At 52.0% G+C, this 20641-nt stretch carries 17 protein-coding genes; 5 read left to right on the top strand and 12 right to left on the bottom strand.

Translation table 11 applies throughout. From position 1 onward, the window contains the following. The first annotated feature begins 242 nt into the window (after nt 1-242). The 4 genes from K7397_RS00785 to K7397_RS00800 all read left to right on the top strand — a co-directional run bounded on the left by K7397_RS00785 (nt 243) and on the right by K7397_RS00800 (nt 5169). Nucleotides 243-593 (top strand): DMT family transporter, encoded by a 351-nt coding sequence (locus tag K7397_RS00785; protein WP_223066025.1) that lies wholly within the window; start codon nt 243-245, stop codon nt 591-593. A 1-nt stretch (nt 594) separates the two neighbouring features. Continuing rightward, nucleotides 595-909 carry a DMT family transporter gene (locus tag K7397_RS00790; protein ID WP_223066026.1) on the top strand — a complete coding sequence of 105 codons (315 nt, stop codon included), beginning with the start codon at nt 595-597 and terminating at the stop codon, nt 907-909. A gap of 91 nt (nt 910-1000) precedes the next feature. Then, entirely contained in the window at nt 1001-1930 is a 930-nt protein-coding gene (locus K7397_RS00795; protein ID WP_223066027.1) for a TetR/AcrR family transcriptional regulator, read from the top strand. A 47-nt stretch (nt 1931-1977) separates the two neighbouring features. Continuing rightward, the gene (locus tag K7397_RS00800; RefSeq protein WP_223066028.1) at nt 1978-5169 is read left to right on the top strand and encodes an efflux RND transporter permease subunit; all 3192 of its coding nucleotides are present in this window, start codon (nt 1978-1980) and stop codon (nt 5167-5169) included. Between the two features lie 182 nt (nt 5170-5351). On the opposite strand, the gene K7397_RS00805 is transcribed toward K7397_RS00800, so the two are convergent. After that, nucleotides 5352-6044, bottom strand: a complete 693-nt coding sequence (locus tag K7397_RS00805) for a TorD/DmsD family molecular chaperone (RefSeq protein ID WP_223066029.1) — start codon at nt 6042-6044, stop codon at nt 5352-5354. Between the two features lie 211 nt (nt 6045-6255). Then, entirely contained in the window at nt 6256-6867 is a 612-nt protein-coding gene (gene mobA, locus K7397_RS00810) for a molybdenum cofactor guanylyltransferase (RefSeq protein ID WP_223066030.1), read from the bottom strand. Between the two features lie 141 nt (nt 6868-7008). Here mobA and K7397_RS00815 point away from each other — a divergent pair, with 141 nt between their 5' ends. Then, nucleotides 7009-8220: an MFS transporter gene (locus K7397_RS00815; RefSeq protein ID WP_223066031.1), complete on the top strand. Its 1212-nt coding sequence runs from the start codon at nt 7009-7011 to the stop codon at nt 8218-8220. Nucleotides 8221-8256: 36 nt separating this feature from the next. Here the strand turns inward: K7397_RS00815 and K7397_RS00820 are convergent, their stop codons facing one another. The 10 genes from K7397_RS00820 to K7397_RS00865 form a co-directional block, all read right to left on the bottom strand. Continuing rightward, nucleotides 8257-8763, bottom strand: a complete 507-nt coding sequence (locus K7397_RS00820) for a metallophosphoesterase family protein (protein WP_223066032.1) — start codon at nt 8761-8763, stop codon at nt 8257-8259. Between the two features lie 114 nt (nt 8764-8877). Beyond that, nucleotides 8878-10566 carry a glutamine--tRNA ligase/YqeY domain fusion protein gene (locus tag K7397_RS00825; protein ID WP_420488736.1) on the bottom strand — a complete coding sequence of 563 codons (1689 nt, stop codon included), beginning with the start codon at nt 10564-10566 and terminating at the stop codon, nt 8878-8880. Nucleotides 10567-10687: 121 nt separating this feature from the next. Further along, a complete protein-coding gene (locus tag K7397_RS00830) occupies nt 10688-11182 on the bottom strand; it encodes a GNAT family N-acetyltransferase (protein ID WP_223066034.1) in 495 nt (164 codons plus the stop codon). After that, nucleotides 11142-12410, bottom strand: coding sequence for an MFS transporter (locus K7397_RS00835; protein WP_223066035.1), 1269 nt, complete (start codon nt 12408-12410; stop codon nt 11142-11144). Before K7397_RS00835 ends, K7397_RS00830 begins: the two co-directional genes overlap by 41 nt. A gap of 88 nt (nt 12411-12498) precedes the next feature. After that, nucleotides 12499-14580 (bottom strand): molybdopterin-containing oxidoreductase family protein, encoded by a 2082-nt coding sequence (locus tag K7397_RS00840; protein ID WP_223066036.1) that lies wholly within the window; start codon nt 14578-14580, stop codon nt 12499-12501. A gap of 161 nt (nt 14581-14741) precedes the next feature. After that, nucleotides 14742-15575 (bottom strand): formate/nitrite transporter family protein, encoded by an 834-nt coding sequence (locus K7397_RS00845; RefSeq protein WP_223066037.1) that lies wholly within the window; start codon nt 15573-15575, stop codon nt 14742-14744. A gap of 109 nt (nt 15576-15684) precedes the next feature. After that, entirely contained in the window at nt 15685-16332 is a 648-nt protein-coding gene (locus tag K7397_RS00850) for a phosphatase PAP2 family protein (RefSeq protein WP_223066038.1), read from the bottom strand. A 57-nt stretch (nt 16333-16389) separates the two neighbouring features. After that, nucleotides 16390-16935, bottom strand: coding sequence for a GNAT family N-acetyltransferase (locus tag K7397_RS00855; protein WP_223066039.1), 546 nt, complete (start codon nt 16933-16935; stop codon nt 16390-16392). Between the two features lie 160 nt (nt 16936-17095). Beyond that, the gene (locus K7397_RS00860; protein WP_223066040.1) at nt 17096-18451 is read right to left on the bottom strand and encodes an FAD-dependent oxidoreductase; all 1356 of its coding nucleotides are present in this window, start codon (nt 18449-18451) and stop codon (nt 17096-17098) included. 452 nt (nt 18452-18903) lie between these two features. Then, on the bottom strand, nt 18904-20193 hold the full coding sequence (locus K7397_RS00865; protein ID WP_223066041.1) for a stalk domain-containing protein: 1290 nt from the start codon (nt 20191-20193) through the stop codon (nt 18904-18906). Nucleotides 20194-20641 lie beyond the last annotated feature (448 nt).

Consider the following 20641-nt stretch of genomic DNA (forward strand, 5'->3'; position numbering starts at 1 on the left):
ATGATTTCTTCCTAACAAAATTAGTCAGATAGCCTCGGGAATGCATCCGGAATTGTTGACAGACAGACACCGAAGGTGAAAGAATAGTCCGGGAGCTGACGCGCTAACGGATGGCATACTTGTTGATACGCTGGATGAATGTCCAGGCCGTTCACGTAGAAGGCTTCAGTTTTCCTGGCCGGTTTACTGGAAAGGAATCCAGCGTTAGCTGCATATGAGGATTGCAAAGGAGTTTATGAAATATGAATCGCAACTGGCTTTATGTGCTGATCGGCGGGATCGGAGAAGTGGTGTGGGTAACCGGCCTGAAGCATGCCTCCAAGAGATGGGAATGGCTCGTAACCTTGGTCTCGATCGCCTTCAGCTTCTATTTGATTATCAAGGCTTCCAAACGGCTCCCGGTCGGCACCGTATATGCCGTGTTTACAGGTCTGGGCACCGCCGGCACAGTGATTGCGGAAATGCTGCTGTTCCGGGAACCGTTTCAGCCGGTTAAAATATTGCTGATCGCCCTGCTTCTGAGCGGCGTAATTGGACTAAAGCTGATTACGGACAGCCAAAAGCAAGAGCAAGAGCAGGAGAAGGTGACTTAATATGGCCTGGATTGCGCTCGTTCTGGCCGGATGCTTCGAGGTGCTCGGCGTTGTTGCCATCAACCGGGTGGCCCGCCGAAAAGAATGGTCCTCTTATTTGCTGTTGTGCGCAGCTTTTGCGGGCAGCTTCTCCCTGCTCACTTATGCCATGAATACGCTGCCTATGGGCACGGCCTATGCGGTCTGGACAGGAATCGGGACCGTCGGCAGCGCATTGGTCGGCATGCTCCTATACCATGAATCCAGGGCCTGGCCGCGGCTGCTTTGCATCGCCGTCATTCTCGGCTCCGCCACCGGACTTAAGCTCATTACATGAAATTTGTAATGGGCTTTTCTTTATATTATAATTGCATTGACTAATGGGTCATTTATAGAACTGATAGGTCAGAAAGGGGTGTACATTGCTTTTGGCGGAAAAATCTGCTGACAAGAAAAAACTGATTCTGCAAACGGCGTTCCAGCTGTTTTCGACCAAAGGCGCAAGGGCCACTTCGATGCAGGAAATTGCCGAGCTGTGCGGGATCTCGAAAGGAAGCTTGTATCTTCAGTTCAAATCCAAAGAGGAGCTTGAGCTGGACGTTTGTAGCTACTGCTATAAAATTTTTGAAGACAAATTCATGCAGGTTGACGAGGACAAGGATCTGTCGCCTAAAGACCGGCTGCGCAAGCAGCTTGCTGTACTGTTAAGCCAGGTGATGGAACTCCGTGAATATCTCATTATGCAGTTCCTCGACTTTGCCGGAAGCGGCAAAATGCCAACCCAGCCCGATTCTGTGCGGCAGAACAATATCAAGCTGATCAAAATGGTCGAGGTCAAGCTGAAGCAAATATACGGACCGGAGATAACGCCTTATACCGGGGATTTGCTGCTGCTGATCCACGGCATGCTCGGTTCATACATCCGATTGCTGCTTATGCCACAGCTGCCCTTGCCTTTCGAGCGGATACCGGATCACCTGCTGGGTCTGCTGGACAGTACGGCGGAAACCTATATGCGTACAGCCCCGGCCCCGCTCATTCCGGACGATGCGGTGATCCGCTGGATGGAGCAGGACGCCTTTTCTTTTCCCAAGACGCCGCGCCATCCGCTTCTGGTGATCAAACAGATTAAACATGAGCTGCAGCAGGCCGATATTGAAGCGCACCTTCGCGATGAAGCGAATGAATCGTTGTCCATTCTGGAGGAAGAGATGATTGAGCCGAAACCCAGACGAGCCATACTGCAGGGCATGCTTCATAACCTGAAGCCGCTTCAAGAGCAGACCGACCTCAAAGACAGCTATGAGGAACTGGAGCAAATGGTCACTTTGCATCTATTGCCGGAACGTGACCGCTAAACCAAGTAAATATTTAGAGAAAGAACAGAGAGGAGCAGAAACCTGCAATGAAAGGTGTTATTCAATTCTCGCTCAGGAACAAGTTTGCGGTATGGTTCCTGACCATTGTTGTGGTTGTCGCGGGTCTGTACAGCGGACTTACGATGAAGCAGGAGACCATCCCCAATATCAGCATTCCGTTTCTGAATGTGACCGCCGTATATCCGGGAGCCGCCCCTGAAGGCGTCCAGAGCGAAGTGACCATTCCGCTCGAGCAGAAGCTTCGAAATGTAGACGGCGTGAAGACGGTAACTTCAAGCTCCATGGAGAACGTCGCTTCCATTCAGGTAGAATTTGATTACGGCGCCAACCTGGACAACGCGTCAGCCGCCGTCCGCGAAGCGCTTAATGAGGTCACCCTTCCAGAGGGGACGCAGAAGCCGCAAATTTCAAGATTCAGCTTGAGTTCCATGCCGGTTATCTCGCTTAGCCTGGCCAGCAATGGAGCAAGCAGCCTTGAGGAATTGACCCGGATTGCCGAGAACGACGTTCAGCCTGCGCTCGAAGATCTGGCCGGGGTTGCTTCCGTACAAGTCTCCGGTCAGTATGCGCGTAAAGTGCAGCTAACCTTTGACCGGGCTAAAATGGCCGGATTCGGCCTTAGCGAAGATACGGTTAAAAATATCATTAAAGCCTCGGCCGTTCGCGTCCCGCTCGGTTTATTCCAACTGGATAACGCGCAGAAGGCAGTTGTCGTCGACGGCAACATTACGACGCTCGACGATTTGAACAAGCTTGCTATTCCGCTTGTTCCAGGCAGCGCTTCTCCTGCAGGAGCTGCAGGGAATGCGGCAGCCGCGGAAGGCTCCGGCGTCAAAGGGCCGGATGCCACGGGAGTGGGCGCTAGCGCCGCCCCGTCCGCAGCTGGACAGGGGGCAGCCGGGGGCGAGAGCGGGATCCCAACAGTTCGTCTGGATCAGATTGCCAAGATCGATGTGATCGGAAACGTCGAATCCATCTCCCGTACGAACGGGAAAGAATCAATCGGCATCCAAATCGTGAAATCCAACGATGCCAATACCGTCGATGTTGTAAATAAAGTGAAGGATGCCACGGAGGAACTGAAGAAGCAGTACCCTGACCTCGATTTGAGGGTTTTGCTCGATCAGGGAAAACCGATTGAGGATTCTGTCAATACGATGCTGTTCAAGGCGCTGTTTGGCGCGCTCTTTGCCGTGTTGATCATCCTGATCTTCCTGCGCAACATCCGTTCCACCCTCATTGCCATCATTTCCATCCCGCTTTCGCTTCTGATCGCGATTCTGGCGCTGCGGCAGATGGGGATCACACTGAATATGATGTCTCTTGGTGCGATGACCGTTGCCATTGGCCGGGTCGTTGACGATTCCATCGTCGTCATCGAGAACATTTACCGCCGGATGTCGCTGACCGGCGAAAAGCTGAAAGGCCGCGAGCTCATTATGGAAGCCACACGCGAAATGTTCGTGCCGATTATGTCATCCACGATCGTCACCATCGCGGTGTTCCTGCCGCTCGCTTTTGTCACCGGCATGGTCGGCGAGCTGTTCACGCCTTTTGCCCTGACCATGGTGTTCTCGCTCCTCGCCTCTTTGCTCGTAGCGATTACGCTGGTTCCGGCGCTCGCCCATTCGCTCTTCCGGAGCGGCATAAAGAAGAAGCATGATCATGACGAGAAGCCCGGAGCTCTGGCCCGCGGCTACAGACGGATTCTGGGCTGGTCCCTTTCGCATAAGCTGATTACCTTTGGACTTGCGGTTATCCTTCTGATCGGCAGCCTGTTCCTCACGCCGTTTATCGGCAGCAGCTTTCTTCCGGAGCAGGAAGATAAATATGTAATGATCACCTACACACCCAAAGCGGGGGATACGCTTGAGGATGTGAAGCAGCAGGCGCTGAGCGCCGAGAAGATTATTCTGGGGCAGCCGGATCTGGAGGATATGCAGTATTCCGTAGGCGGAAGGAACCCGCTGAGTCCGGGTCCATCCAAGTCGGCTCTTTTCTATGCGAAATATAACAGCGACACCAAGCACTTCGCCGACGTGAAGAAAAACCTGATTGCAGAACTGGCAGAGAAGATCCCTTCAGGCACATGGGCCGATATGTCCGACCAAACGGGCGGCATGGGCGGAAGCAAGCTGGACGTTCAGATCTTCGGCGACAATCTGGAACAAATCAAGCCTTTTGCGGATCAAGTGCTGAAGCTGGTTCAGGAAGACACCAAGAACTTTGACAAGGCGGAGTCGAGCCTGTCCCATGCTTACGATCAATATACCCTCGTAGCCGACCAGCAGAAGCTCAGCTCGCTCGGCCTGACAGCCGGACAGCTCGCCATGGCGCTCAGCCCTGCCGCCGAACAGCCGGTGCTGATCAACATCAGCATTGACGGCAAGGAGTACGAGGTACACGTTCAAACGGACGGCAAAGCTTACGGCAGCATTGCCGACATTGAAAACGAGACGGTGGCTTCGCCGCTCGGAATCCAGGTTCCGATCAAAAGTGTGGCCACAGTCGAACCGGGAACCTCGCCGGATACGATCACGAGTATTGACGGCAAGACCGTTGTCTCCGTATCCGCCGATATTCTGGGCAGCGATGTCCGAGGCGCATCCCAAACGGTTGAGAACAAGATCAACAGCCTGGAGAAGCCGGATGGGGTTACCGTCAAATTCGGCGGTGCCACCCAGCAGATCAATGATACGTTCAGCCAGCTTGGACTGGCCATGGGCGCCGCCATTGCAATTGTCTATTTCGTCCTTGTCGTAACCTTCGGCGGCGGTTTGGCTCCATTCGCCATCCTGTTCTCGCTGCCATTTACGTTGATCGGCGCCCTGCTTGCACTGCTCATCTCCGGAGATACGCTCAATGTGTCCTCCCTGATGGGAGCGCTGATGCTGATCGGCATTGTCGTTACAAATGCCATCGTGCTGATCGACCGCGTCATTCACAAGGAACGCGAAGGACTATCGACCCGCGAAGCGCTGCTTGAAGCCGGCGGTACCCGTCTCCGCCCGATCTTGATGACGGCCATCGCCACTATCGGTGCCTTGCTGCCGCTCGTATCCGGCTTTGAAAACAGTGCGGGCGTCATTTCCAAGGGGCTCGGCGTTACCGTCATCGGCGGCTTGATCAGCTCTACGCTGTTAACCCTGGTGATTGTCCCGGTGGTCTATGAATTTCTTGCGAAATTCCGCCGCCGCAGCCTGTCACAGCAAGATTAAACCTCTTGATCCGGCTCCTCCGGGGCCATATCAATTCAGGAACGGCAATGCCTTCTTCCTGACCGCCAAATAAGTGCTTTATTGTTTAAAAAGGGATGTTCCGGGCTGTTTGCATTACAGCTGGCGGGAACATCCCTTATAACTTATTCAACTACAGCGAATTGTCCGAATGACATTCTCGGCTAGCTCTGCCGTACCCCTTCTCTCCATTGATAGAGCATGGCCAAATCCCACAGCAAAAACTGTTTGAGCATTGCGGCGAGCGCAGCATATAATTGACTTCGCGTTGCCGCCGCGAGTTCATCCGCAAACGTTATCGCCCATCTCAGCAAATGATTTTCCAAGAAACGAATCTGCATTTCCACCAGACTGCTGCGGGAGCAGGACAGGAATCCGGCACACTTCATTCTGTCAGCAATAACCGCCATAAATTCCAGCTCCATCGTAAGCGAATCGTCCCGTTCCCCGTTCACCTTGTTGAAGACAACGCCGCAATCGGAATAGAAGCCGCCGACCTGCCCCGTTTGGGCGTTCGTCTGAACTCCTTCCGTTCTTGCTCGTACCGCCGATTCCGAAGCGGCGAGCTTGGCATCCTCTCCCGTGAACAAACGGCGGTACTCCTCGGCTTCGTCCATGCCTATACGGCGCAGTTCATGATCCTGAATGCTGTTAAAATAATTCGTGAGCTCTCCCCCGCCTTCCCAGGCGGTAATCGAGCCTCTCAGCTTGACTATATTGCGGTATCTTGCAAGCAAGGACAACTCCGGAGAACGCTCCAGAAAATCAATCAGAAGCTGATATACCACCTCCCGCTCCATCAGCCAGCGGTTCTGTTGTTCCGTCAACTTGTAGGCATCTTCAGAAAGTGTGCTCATTATGATCAGCTCCCACCTATGATCTACCCGAAGTTTTACCCCGGTTTGGAATGCGATGCGATTTCCGGCAGCTTTTGCCGCATCTTTATTATATCCTCCACTGTAAGCGCTTAATACCCTGCATTTTGTCTAATTGATGAAAAATCCTCGAATTGCCATGGAGAACAGCGGCCCTCCTTTTTTTCTACAGATCTCAAGCATGATGAAGCCTTTATCTCTGTTCTTGTGCCATTCGCAGCGCAGCCTCATAATCCTCCGGCGTGTTCATGTTGAATAGAGCCTGTTCCGGGTTCAAACCAGGCCGAAGACCAATATCCTCCATATGAACATATTGAACCGTCAGTTTCCGGACCCAGTCCATCACGCGGAGCTGCCGAAGCCGGAGAGACTGTTCAAGCAGCCCCGCTGAGCTTTTTCGATAAACCGCAACGAGTGGCTGCACCCGTCCTTTATATAGCGGGATGATGGCCTGTACGGTTTCGTCCGCCTGCTCCGCAGCCTGCAGCAGAACTTCAAATAGAGCATGGCATGCAAAGGGCTGATCACAGGAGCATACCAGATTCCATTCCTGTTCAGAATATAATAAAGCGGCATGAAGGCCGGCCAGCGGTCCTCCGTCTTGAACAAGATCCGGAATGACGGGAACGGCCGCAAACCTGTAAATCTCCTGCTCCGACGAGACAATTACCTGATGTTCGCAGGACTTTGACATTTCCCGAAGGATTCCTTCAATGACGGTCCTGCCGTCAAGAGGCAGAAGAGCCTTGTTTGTTCCCATCCTTCTGGACCTGCCGCCGGCCAAAATAATACCCTGTATTCCCATCAATGCACCACCCGAATCTAATATATGGTATTAAATTAAAAAGTTGGTTTGAATCAAGACTCAAGCCGTGATACATTGTATGCAAACGCCTCCTATCAGACAAGGAAGGCATTCTCTGCCTATAGAAAGGAGTGGCGCAGATTGGAGCAGAGAGATTACAGAGCAAACCCTTTACTTTCCTTGCACCTATTAAACTTTTTTATTTATGGAATCGCTGCGATCTTTACATCCTATCTCCAATTATACTATCTGTCGACAGGGATGGATAAGCTTCAGATCGGGCTCCTTTTGGCGGCAGGTCCTGTTATTTCCCTGATCGCTTACCCGTTCTGGAATTACTGCCGAACCCGGCAAACTGGCACCAGAACCATACTGCTGCTTCTGCTAGCCGGCATCCTGCTTTCCATTAACCTGCTGCTCTGGGAGAGTTCGCCTCATTATATAGTTTGGAGCAGTCTGTTTCTTTATTTCTTTTTAACGCCGCTTGTGGCCATGAACAACACCTTAACGCTTGAATACACAGATCAATCCAATTTAAAGGCCGGGTTTCGCAAGAACAGGTACTGGGGCTCTGCAGGCTGGGCCCTGTTGCCTTTTGCTGTAAGCTTTCCGTATAAAGACGGTATCCTTCACAAATTACCCGTTGCGATTGTGTCCACATTAATTGTCGCGCTTGCCATTGGTTTATGTATCTCACTGCCTGCCCTGAAGAGGCAGAACATAGCCCCTCCTCTGACAACCAGAGAAATCGGCGGTGTACTGCTGAATAAATATTTTACCATTTTCCTGGCTTTGGGCATGCTCGTCTCGATTTCAAATACGGCAAATCTGATGTTTATGCCGCTTTTTATGACGGATTTGGGCGGTTCCGTACTGGATGTCGCATTCGCGATCTTCCTCTCCGTCATTTTGGAAACTGCAGTCATGTACTTGCTGAACCGGTATCTGAAGCAAAATATATCCTCCTTAATCCTTTGCCTGACACTGGTCAGCCTTCTGCTTGCCCTGCGCTGGAATTATATGGCGTCAGCAACGCTTCCTGTTCAGGTCATTTTCGTTCAGCTGTTGAACTCTGCGACGCTGGGAGGTTTCTTCTACACCGGCATTCGGCTGACTTCCCTGTTCCTCCCGAAGCCTTTTCGTTCAGCTGGACAAACCGTTTGCGTGATCTGCTGGAGCGGGCTTTCCGGAGTCATGGCCGGACTGCTCGGCGGCTGGCTGTTTCAAAGCTTCGGCTCCGTCATTTTCTATAAGACTTTGGTATCCATGACCTTCTTCGGTGCCCTCGGATTTGGGCTCATGTGGGCTCATATCGTTCGAAACGGCTATGTTCCCAGCCGGCACCATTCCTGATTCGATTCTTGCGGCGGTTCCCCTGCGGAAGCTGCATTATTTTTTATGATCATAGAAAATATGCCGTGCTGTCAGAGCACCGTTACTGATCTGCAGCAGCCCGAAAGAGTATTTTTGTTCACGGCGCTTATCGGTCGGGGAACCCGGATTGAACAGCAGCACCCCGTTTTGCACAAGGTGATAAGGCTGATGCGAATGGCCGAACAAAACGCACTGCACCTGTTCCTTTTCAAAAGCCCGCAAGGCCTTTTCCGGTGTTGCTAGGCGGGAAACCGGCTCATGCCCGTGAACGAGACCTATACGGAATCCCTCCAGCGTCAGCACCTTCTTCTTTCCAAAACGGCTGACGATGTCCATACCATCGTTGTTGCCTGCAACGCCGTCCACCGGAGCAAGAGCTGAAAGCTGATCATAAACCTCCATGGTGACCCAGTCCCCCAAATGAAGAATAAGATCCACGCCCCGGAAAGCTTGGGCCAGCTTTGACGGAAGCTTCCCCGCCGCTCTTGGCATATGAGTATCTGAAACAACGCCGATAATCATTATAATCCTCCTTTCATTCCCTAGGAAAAAAAGCGCAGGCACCTCTGCTGCGCCCGCGCTTACGACTATCTTATTATATGAATCTGCTTGCCGGTTTATTTCCGGTGCATCTCCTTACTTATTCTTGGGAAGCTGGAACGAGCTCTTGAGCGAAACGATCAGATTGAACACGGGCGAGCCCGGTTTGGAGTCTTTCGAATCCACATTGAAATAGCCGTGGCGGAAAAACTGGAATTTATCGTGCGGCTTGGCGCCTTGTAGCCCCGGTTCCACATACCCGTGAACGACGCGCAGGGAATTGGGATTGATTTGGTCCAGGAAAGTCTTCTCTTCCACACTCTCCGCTTCTTCTTCCTCTTCCGTGTTATCAGCGGAAATCAGAGGCTCGTACAGCCGGAATTCCGACGGTACCGCAGCGGAAGCATCGATCCAGTGAATGGTTCCTTTTACTTTACGGCCAGTAAATCCGGTGCCGCTCTTTGTTTCCGGATCATACGTGCAGTGTATTTCTACGACATTTCCTTCTTCGTCCTTAATCACTTCATTGCACTTGATGAAATAGGCGTGCTTGAGGCGCACTTCATTCCCCGGGAACAAGCGGAAATACTTGCTCGGCGGATTCTCCATGAAGTCATCCCGTTCGATATAAATCTCCCGCGAAAAAGGAATTTGCCGGCTGCCCATTTCCGGATTTTCGGTGTTGTTCTCGGCTTCGAGCAGCTCAGGCCCGCCTTCCGGATAGTTCGTAATCACTACCTTGAGCGGGTCAAGCACGGCCATTGTCCGGGGCGCTCTCAGCTTCAGGTCCTCGCGGATGAAATGCTCCAGCATCGCAATTTCGACCGTCCCCTGCGCCTTCGAAATACCTGCCTCGTACACAAAATTTTTGATCGCTTCAGGCGTATAGCCTCTCCGGCGAAGCCCGGATATCGTCGGCATGCGGGGATCGTCCCAGCCGTCCACGATACCTTGATCTACGAGCAGCTTCAGCTTGCGCTTGCTGGTCACCATTCCCGCGACATTGAGCCGTCCAAATTCATATTGATGCGGGGCGGCCTCTACCTCCGTCTCGGCAATCACCCAATCGTAGAACGGGCGCTGATCCTCGAATTCAATGGTACAAAGGGAGTGGGTGACGCCTTCGATCGCGTCCTCCAGCGGATGTGCATAAGTATACATCGGATAAATGCACCAGGCATCTCCCGTATTATGGTGAGTCGCGTGGGCGATCCGGTAAATGACCGGATCACGCATATTGATGTTCGGGGAGCCCATATCCACTTTGGCGCGCAGCACCTTTTCACCATTTTTGAATTCTCCGGCCCGCATGCGTGTGAACAAATCCAGATTCTCCTCCACGCTGCGGTCGCGGTACGGGCTGTTCTTTCCGGGTTCGGTAAGGGTTCCACGCGTTTCGCGGATTTCATCCGCGCTTTGATCGTCCACGTATGCCTTGCCCTTCTTGATCAGCACGACGGCCCGATTGTACATCTCTTCAAAATAATCGGATGCAAAGTGCAGCTCCTCCCAGTCGAAGCCGAGCCACTTCACATCTTCCTTGATGGAATTGACGTATTCCACATCTTCCTTAAGCGGATTCGTATCATCGAATCGAAGGTTGGTGCATCCGCCGAATTCGTCGGCAAGCGTGAAGTTGACCCAGATGGCTTTGGCATGTCCAATATGCAAATAGCCGTTCGGCTCTGGCGGAAACCGTGTAATGACCTTGTCCACCTTGCCGCTCTTGAGATCTTCCGTAATGATATTTTTAATAAAGTTTGGGGGTGTACTTGCGTGTGTCACGCTAATCAACCTTTCTGTCCGAATAGATCCGTTTCATTTTATATAAATATACCGGTATCCGGCGAAGAGTTCAATGCCCGAACGCTTGACCGGCATCTATTGCTCGGATTGAACTCTGACGTCAAACAGAGCACCACATCAGGATATCGTCCACGTACCGCCCGTTCAGCAGGAATTCTTCAACCAGGCGGCCCTGCACAATGAATCCGCAGCTACCGTAGAAGGCAATCGCCTTTTCATTGGTTTCAAGAACACGCAGCGACAGCTTGCGCACACCATTGTGCCGCGCTGTTCTCTTTATCTCTTCCATCAGGCGTTTTCCGATTCCGCGTTTCTGGTAACCAGGATAGACTGCAATATTAATATCATAAACATGTTCGTTGCTCTTTAAGCCGGTGGGATGGCTGAAGCCGATATAGCCGCAAACCTGATCGCCGATTCCGGCTACCAGTTGGCTGCCCGGAGGACAGCTCTGCAGAAACTGCTCTCTGGAGCGCCAGTGAATCGGAGACGGCGTCGTCTCCTCCGTCCACACCTTGGAATCTATTTCCATTATGGCGCAGGCATCCTTCAGTTCAGATGGCCTGATCCATATCTCGTTTGACACCTGATTCATCACCTCCGAATGCGAAATGTTCTTCCAGTACCTGGCCGCCGCGGTTCATCGCAGCATGAATGGCAAAGCCCGGAATCGACAAGCAGGCGATGACGACCGACAGCCAGGCTACCGGCGCAAGTCCGCCCCAGTCATACAGCATGCCCATGGCATAGGGACCGAACACCCGTCCCGCCGCGCCAATCCCGCCAACCAGCCCAAGGTAAAACGGGGCGGTCTTTCCGGTGTACTCCGAAATAAACGACGGGATCGCAGGCGAAATCAGCATCTCGCCGAGCGTCGCAAGCACCATTCCCGCCACCATGGCCGGGTAGCTGTGGAACGCGAGAATCGCGACATAGCCCAGCAGGTAAAATAGCCCGCTTGCAACCATCTGCCGCTGCGGAGTTTCCGCAAAACCTCTGCGAATCAAAGTGACAAGCGGCTGCGCCGCGAATATAAGCAGGCCGTTTAAGGTCCACAGGATGCTGTACTTCCATTCCGGCATTCCCATCGTAATCGTATAAGGCGATACGCCGTTATTCCAGATGCAATTGGCGAGCCAAAGGAAGAAAGAGCCCGCTCCCATGAATAAGTAAATACGGCCGTGCTTCAGCAGCTCAAACGGACTGTGTCCGGCTGTCGCCCTTTTTCGCTTATGTATCTCCAAATTACCCTGCGCATGCTCGACCCGTGTCAAATAGGCAAAGAAAAATACCGCAAACACGAGAGAAGTGATCCCGTTCACCACAAAGCTGAGATCGTACGAGATCCGGGCGAGCACCCCGCTCATGGCCGTTCCGAGGGCAACGCCGATATTATTGGCCACATACACAATGTTAAACAGCTCCGCCCTCCGCTCGGTGAACCTGAACCCTATAAAAGCCTGAATGGCCGGCATGGATAAAGCGTTGGTAAAGCCGACGGCGAGCATCAGAAGCATAAAGACATGCCAGTTCCCGGCACCTGCGGGAAGGGCAAGCAGAGCAGCCGCATTGACGGCCAGCGCGCCCACAATGAGCCGTTTGACGCCGACGCGGTGATAAAGCGCTCCGCCCAGTACCTGGCCGGCGATTCCGCCAATCGATTGTACCAGTATGACCAGACCGGCATCGGTCATGCTTCGGCCAAGCTCTTTAAAAACGAACATCGTAATCAGCGGCCACATCAGCGAACCGCCGGCGGAATTAATCAAGCTGGCCGCGAGAAAGATTTTGACTTCCCGCGGGTAAGACTGAAGCCATCTCATAATAATTGTTGTACTCCCGTATCTATGTTCTCATTTCCAGATTCCAGTATGTCTTAAATGTACGGAAGCAGCAAGCTCACTTATTGACTTATTGACGCTTTACATCAACAACGGTGGAAAAGAAGGTCGCTCCTCCGCCCATGTCCGATGGCTTGTCTGACGTTAGTGCGTTGGACCGATGGCGGCCTCCCTCGCCCCACCAAAGCCCCTGGCTGACTACCGTACCGGGCAGCATTCTATCGGTCACCATCGCTTTCGCTTCAAAAGTTCCCCGGTCGTTCCAAACCGCTACCCGGTCCCCTTCTGCAATTCCCCGATCCCGGGCATCCTGCGGATGAATTTGCAAAATCGGGCCCTTCTCGATTTTCTTTAGCTTCTCCACATTGCCGAAGGTCGAATTCAGGAAGCTTTGGTTCGGAGGAGAAATGAACATGAGCGGGTATGGATCGCCCTGCCCCGGCCGGCTGCGGCCGTCATAGCCTTCGGTAAGCGGGATGTAGGTCGGCAGCGGCGGTAGCCCCGCCTCCGCCATGCGCTCCGAGAACAGCTCGATTTTGCCGGACGGTGTACCCAGATTCTCCAGATAGCGGCGCTGAGGCTCCATGTTCAGCTTCACAAACCGCTCTTCCTGCAGCCGTTCCAGACTAACGCCATCCAGATAAGGATTGTCCGGATACGAAAGCGCCTGCCGGATCAAGTCCTCTTCGCTTTCCTGAAAGGCTTCCTCCGTAAATTCCATGGCTTGCGCCAGCCGCTTGAACAGCTCGAAGTTGCTTTTCCCCTCGCCCACAGGCGCAATAACCGGTTCCTGGAGCTGAACGTAATGGTGCCAGTAGGAGGCGTACAAATCCGTATTTTCAAAGGACGAGGTGGCGGGCAGCACCAAATCCGCGTATTTCGCGGTATCCGTCATGAACAGATCATGCACCACGGTAAACAGATCTTCCCGCATCAGTCCCCGCTGCACCTTCTCCGTATCCGGAGCTACGACGGCCGGGTTCGAGCAGTAAACAAACAGGGAGCGAATCGGCGGCTGCTCGGTCAGCAGCGCCTCGCCGATCCGGCTCATATTGATTATCCGGGCTTCGGGATTCGCCCGCAGATCTGGCCTTTCCAGCGCTTCGCCATTTAAACTCCCATAGGCGCCGTTCGATTTGAAGGCTCCGCCGCCGCGAACGAGCCACTGCCCTGTAAGCGCGGGCAGACAGGCAATGGTGCGGATCATCATGCCTCCGTTATCATGATGCTGCAGCCCGTTCCCGATATGAATATAGGCCGGCGTGGTTTCTCCATACATGAGCGCCAGCTTCACGATGTCATCGGCCGGTACGCCAGTGATGGCAGCGACAACCTCAGGCGTATACTGCTTTACATGCTCCCGCAGCTCCTCATGTCCGGTCGTATAGCGGGAAAGAAACGCACCATCGGTCAGCCCCCGCTCGAACAGAACATGCATGAGCCCAAGCGCCAAGGCTCCGTCCGTGCCCGGATACAGCGGAATAAACCAGTCTGCGCGCTCGCCTGTCTTGTTCTTGTGCACGTCGATAACGACAAGCTTGGCCCCCTGCTTCCGCGCCTTTTCGATCAGCGTGAACATATGCATGCTGGTGCTGACAATGTTGCCTCCCCACACGATGAACAGCTTCGCTTCGGCCGCCTCTTCGGGGCTTGTCCCTCCGCCAAAGCCCATTGTAGATTTCCAGCCTGCCGTCCCTGCGGCGTTGCAAATGCCCCGCAATAGCTGGGATGCGCCCAGCCGGTTAAAGAATCGGCGATCCATCCCCTCTACGCCGATTACTCCCATATTGCCATAAAAATTATAGGGCAGAATCGACTCGGGGCCGTGCTCCCGGATCAGGCTTTGATACCGGTCCGCAATTTCGCGGATCGCTTCATCCCAGCTGATCCGCTCAAATTTCCCTTCGCCCTTCGGACCGGTCCGCCGGAGCGGGTACATAAGCCGCTCCGTGTGATAAATACGCTCCGTCATATTGCGGACCTTGTTGCATATGGCCCCCGCGGTAATCGGGTGGCCCTTATTCCCTTCAACCTTCACGATCCGCCCGTTCTGTTTATGCAGCAGCAAACCGCAGGTATCCGGGCAGTCCAAAGGACAGACTGCTGGAAAAACCCCGTTTTCCAGTTCGATCGCACCTTTCTCCGGCTTCATGCTTATCCCTCCCGTACAACTTTTACATTCCTTATTGTACTTGATCCCGATGTTGTTTCAAACCCGGGATGACGCCCGCCTGTCTCCATCCTTGCGAAAAAAAAGCTCCGGAAGCAGAGGATTCTCTGCTGTCCGGAGCTTTCCAAGAAAGATTTCAATATTCAAGCATGTTCCCCCCGCGCCTTGCCCACCTTGGCGGGTTGGACGGGACTCTTGGCTTCACCGGGCGCCTGGCGAAGGTAAGCCACCCAATAGGCGCATGCTACAAACAGCGCGCCGCCGACGAGATTCCCGAGCCAGACCGGGATAAAGTTCATCAAATATTGCCCCCACGAAAAGTGGCCTTCAAAAATCGCCGCCGGGATCAGGAACATATTGGCGACCACGTGCTGGAATCCGATTGCGACAAAAGACATGGTCGGGAACCAGATCCCCAGTATTTTGCCGCTCATATTGTCGGCTCCGTAAGAGAGCCATACCGCGAGGGCTACCAGCCAGTTGCAGCCGATGCCGGAAATGAACGCCTGAAGAAAGTTGTCGTCAAGCTTGTGTCCCGCCATCTCGACCAGCTTATCCAGATAAACCCCGCTTGAGGTCAATCCTACAACATGTCCGAAGAAAAACGCTACAAAGAGCGCTCCCACAAAATTGCTGAGCGTGATCAGAAGCAAATTTTTGACTACTTCGCCCGTATGGATCTTCTTGGCCATTCGTGCCAAAGGCACGGCCATCATGTTGCCGGTCAGCAGCTCTCCGCCGGCCAGCAGGACAAGGATGAGTCCGACGGGGAACACGGCGGCACCGATAAAGGTGGCAATGCTGCCCCACTCTTCGGGAGCGCCTGCGCTAACCCGAATATCCAGCAGGAATCCCAGGGCGATAAAGGCGCCTGCCAGGAAACCGAGAATAAGCACAGCAGGCAAACTGTTGTGTGCCTTCTTAATCCCGTTCTCCACCGTCACTTCTGCAATTTGCGCGGGCTTATTATAAGCCATAACAATCTCTCCTTTTTATATTTCCCTCTGCTCTGTTACCCTGGTTCCATTGTACCTTCGGCCTTTGCAACAATAAAGTAACAAAAATCACTTGCCGGATTCCGGCAGGTTACTCCGTGCCTCTGATCCATCTGCCGCCAAGCCAGATGGCGAGCGCCAGCCAGCAGCCGCTGGCCAAATATCCGCCGAGAACGTCGCTCGGATAATGAACCCCAAGATAAATCCGGCTGATGCCGATGCCGGCAATCATAATGGCGCTGCAGACCAAAAGCAATGTTTTCCCGATCCATGAAGCGGTGTGCTTCCATAGCAGATAAGCAAGAACGCCATATAAGGCGAACGCTACCATGGAATGCCCGCTGGGAAAGCTGTATCCGGTCTCTTCCGCCAGACGGTGCAGATCGGGGCGCTCCCGCTTGAAAACATGCTTAAACACTGTATTCAGCACATACGATCCCGCGCAAACAAAAGCCAGAAAAAACAGCTCGCGGCGGTGTCCAAGGACAAAATAAAGAATCACCATGGCGACCACCAGCAGGACGATCACGACTTTCGCCGTCCCGATCCAGCTAAGCAGTTCCATAAAGCGGGTGATTCCCGGCGACTCCATTCCCTGGACCGCGCTTATGACAGACTTATCAAAACCGAAGATCCATTCTCGCTTGATCGACAGCGCTATCATTCCGAAGAGGAAAGCGCACAGCAGACTGAGCAGGAAGGCTGCAGACAGTCCTTTCTTCATTTTGCCAGCTTTCATAGTTCGAACTCTTCACTCCTGCTAACCTGAATTTCGCTTGATCGCAAATTGATGATATTATTCATTAAATCTCCCCATAATAAGGGTGTTATAGTATTTGCCGCCCGTAAGGATTTTGTCGTTTTTTAATATCCCTTCGATTTCAAAGCCAAACCTTTTATACAATTCAATGGCTTTATCGTTTGTTTCTAAAACATTCAAAGTCATTTTTGTAATGCCGTTGGAGTCGGCCCAGGAAATCGATTCCTTCAAAAGATTGTTCCCAATGCCATATCCCCAAAAATCTTTTAATACGCATACTCCAAATTCTGATTTATGGGAAAATCTGTTTAAATAAATGCCTTCGCATCTTGAAAACCCAACGATCCGATCATCAACTACAGCAACTAAAAATAAGTTTCTTCGCTTCTCAGTGTCCGTTTTGATAAGCTTTTCAAACCCTGGTGTATCAATGAACGCCTCCCCTTTTTCCCTGTCCAAATTTTCGGTCTCTCCATCAATCTGTAATCGTAGTTCAGACAAATCTTTTGCATCCTTCTCGATTGCCGATCTAACCGTATAATGTAACCCATTAACATCAAATTCATGGTGATCGATGATCATGATAAGCTCCATTCACATTATTAGATTTTCTGCAGTCCTAATCATATAACCTGCCCGTTCAGCAGTCAAAAAATAGTTCGCCAAAGAGCAAAAAACGGCATCGCGAGGAGCAATATCCTCACGATGCCGATGCTTTCTGCGGCCTATTCGGCCTGTTTATTTATACTTTCTCAAGAGAAGGAACTTTGGGAAGTGCTTGAAGTCCAGCCGTGTTCAGGAAGTTCCAAGGCTTGTTGTAGTGCGGTTGGAAGAAGAAATCAACAAAGGCCAGCTCTTCCATCCGCATATTGTTCTGAATGCATACCGAGAGGGTGTTGATCGACTGGGTTAATTCCGCCTTCGACATGAGCTGGGCGCCCAGAATGCGGCGTGTATCTTGTTCAAATACAATCTTAAGCGTGACTTCCTCATGTGTCGGCATGAACACCGGACGATAATGTTCTTTGATGGTTACCGAGTCCGCATTCAGTCCCGCATCCTTGGCCGAAATTTCCGTCAGGCCGGTTGTGGCAATGTTATCCTCATAAATTTTGATCCCCGAGGTACCCTGTGTTCCCATATAAGAAACCGTAGGCTTGAGCAGGTTGCGGGCAATGAGCGTACCCATGCGTACGGCGTTGGTGGCAAGCGGAATGTACGCATGTTTTCTTGTCGGATTGTAAAATACCGCGCAGCTGTCGCCGGCCGCATAGATGTCCTTCTTGCTGGTCTGCATATATTCGTCGACCATAATGGCTCCGTTCTCGAGCATGTCGACCTGGCCTTTCAGGAGCTCCGTATTCGGCCGGAAACCGATGCACATTATGACCATATCCGCTTGATAGGTACCCTTATCGGTAATGACTTTGCTGACTTTTCCGCCTTCGCCTTCAAAACGGGTCACTTTCTCGCCAAGGGCCAGCTTGATCCCGTGTTCCTGCAAAGATGCTTCGATCTTGTCTGTAAATTCAGGGTCCAGATATTTGCTGAGGATGCGCTGTTCGGCATCAATCAAAGTGACCTGCTTTCCGTTTAGTTGGAACGCCTCCACCAGCTCAACGCCGATATACCCGGCGCCCACGACGACGATGTTGGTCGCCTGCTTGGATTTTTCGATAATGGTGTTGGAATGGGTCCAGTTCTTCGAGAGAAGGATGTTGTCCAGCTCGATTCCTTCAAACTTGGGAACGATCGGCCACGAACCGGTGGTGACAATCAGCTTGTCGAACGTATCTTCAAAGGTTTCTCCGGTGTTCAAATTACGCGCGGTCAACACTTTGTTGTCCGAGTCTACAGCTACAACTTCATGAAGCATTTTCGTTGTGACGCCAAGCTCTTTAAGCTGGTCCGGCGTAGCATAGAACAAGTCATGAGGATCCTCGACCATTCCGCCTACATAAAGAGCTATCCCGCAGGAGAGGAATGAAATATTGTTATTGCGTTCATACACGGTAATTTCAGCCTCAGGATACAATTTCGCCGTATTGATAATCGCCGCCGTTCCTGCATGGGTACATCCGATAACCGCTACTTTCATTATCAATTCCTCCTCAAAAATATAAAATTCAAAAATCGCTAAAAGCAATGAATGGACTACATTGTTTACTTTGTGAAAATGTTCACCTTATACCGCTATTATAGTGTGACATTTTTCACATATCAAGTGATTTTTTTCACTTTTCACAATTTGTTCACATTCAAATCGATTAGGCTGTGAATAAAATCATTGCCGATGCTAATTAAGAGCGGAAGTGATCGTAATAATTTTTCCCTTCCGGCGGCGGCAGTATCCTCTCGGAAACGGCTTTTTTATATCCTGTTCAAGCGTTTACTGGAAAATTCATAAAAGGAGGACTTCGGGTCAATACTTTACCTAAGCGGACAATCCACTCAGCAGGGCGCGAACGAGCGCAAAAAAAAGGAGCCGCATGGCCCCTAAACTTTTTACAGAAGAATATAACTTCGGCTATAAAAATCACATTTTAGGTTCTAGTTCAAAACAACGCTCTTCTCCAGCGCCTTCACCGTATCATCGCCAACCAGCGAAAGCCGCCACAGGGCAATGCCTTTCAAGCCATACCGCTTGGCGAGTCCAACCGGTCCGTTCAGCGACTGAGCCGTTTCGCTCCACAGGGAAATCCCGAGCACCAGCTTGCTCTTATCCACCTGCTGCAAAGCCAGCTTAATGGCGGCGTCAATGCTCTTCAGCGGCTCCGGCCCTCGTTCGCTTTTGAAGTCATAGGCCATAATGATAATTTCATCAGCATAAGAACTGAGCGTTTTGTAATCATAGCCTTTATAAGAGCCGTTCAGCGGATGGAGGGCAAGCGTCAGGTTCAGGCCCGCCTGCCGGGCGGCAGTCGAAAGCTCCTTGACGAAAGAATTGTAAGATTGCTGCACGGCAAGCGAGTCCCCGGTTAATCCCAGGCCCTCGAAATCAAGAGTTATCCCGGAAAAATGCTTGTCTACCGAGAGGCCCACCATTTCGGAAATAGCCGCGGAGCGCAGCGTTTCATCCCCTAACAGCTTCGTCAGCTCGCCTTTGCCGTCTGTCGACACAACCATAAGCTGCGTCTCTTGTCCGGCTGCCGCCGCGTCGTCAACAATCGACTCCGGTGTTACGTCTCCGGCCGGTTTAGGCCAGTAGAAGTCCCTTCCTTGCAGAGTCAGCTTCCCGTCCTCCCCAATCCGGGCCCATCCGAAAGAAACGGCATCGAAACGCGGGATGTAGCTTCGTTTGGAGAAAGAATCGATCGCATAGAACACCTGCGTGTACAGATCTTCGGCCGGCGACACGATGGACACCGTCCGGGCCGCGCCATTCCAGCTCACTGTCGCCCCAAACTGGCTGCTGAAAAAGCCCAGCGGCACCAACACGTTTCCGCCCTGAACAAACGGCGCTACCGCCAGCGGCACGGTTTGCCCGCCCACCAGCGCCTGCTTGCTGCCCTGACGCAGCACAATCTTCCGCACGGTACCGTCACTGCCTTTCTTGGAAGCGATTACTGATTTCGTCTTGGCATCCCACGAAACGGTAATATGCAGGGCTTCGGCAATGACTCTGAATGGCACCATCGTCGTGCCGTTTCTGACCACCGGCGACGCTGACAACGGCAGCGGATAGCCGTCGAGCAGTATTGCCGGAGCTGCCTTCGCGGTAGCCGAAGCCGCGGCTGCGCTCTTCACTCCAACAATATTCCCCATGCTCCCCCCAAGCAGCAGGAAGGAGGCTGCAGATGCCAGCAGCAGACGCCGCAGGCTTGCAGATTGCAACTTCATCTTATTGTCCCCTCGCTCTATGAAACTATGAATCTATCATGACTAAAACCAGTATACTTATCCAAAGGATAGAATGCCAACTTTTGTATATTTCGGGAGAAAAAGAAACGGCTGCGCTCCTTCTGAAGGTATAGCGACCCACAAGAAGGACACTTTGAAAAAATGACCCTCTTGTGGGTCATTAGTGTTTTAATCAGAGTAACGATGAGGGAGCGAGAGAAGAAGATAGGGAATTTAAATTGTACATTATTTACGGAAGAGAATATGAGGAGATTAGAAGCGAATCCGAATGTTCAGCATATTTCGGAGACAAATATTTTACCAAATCCAACTGAGTTAGGAATACTATGAACGAGGCGCAAATAAACGCCTCGCTACATTCTTTGAACTTAGTTTTTTAGTTCTTATTCTTCTTGGAAATCTCTTCCCATATCAGATATATTAAACC

The organism is Paenibacillus caui (assembly GCF_019904135.1).
GTDB classification, from domain to species: domain Bacteria; phylum Bacillota; class Bacilli; order Paenibacillales; family Paenibacillaceae; genus Fontibacillus; species Fontibacillus caui.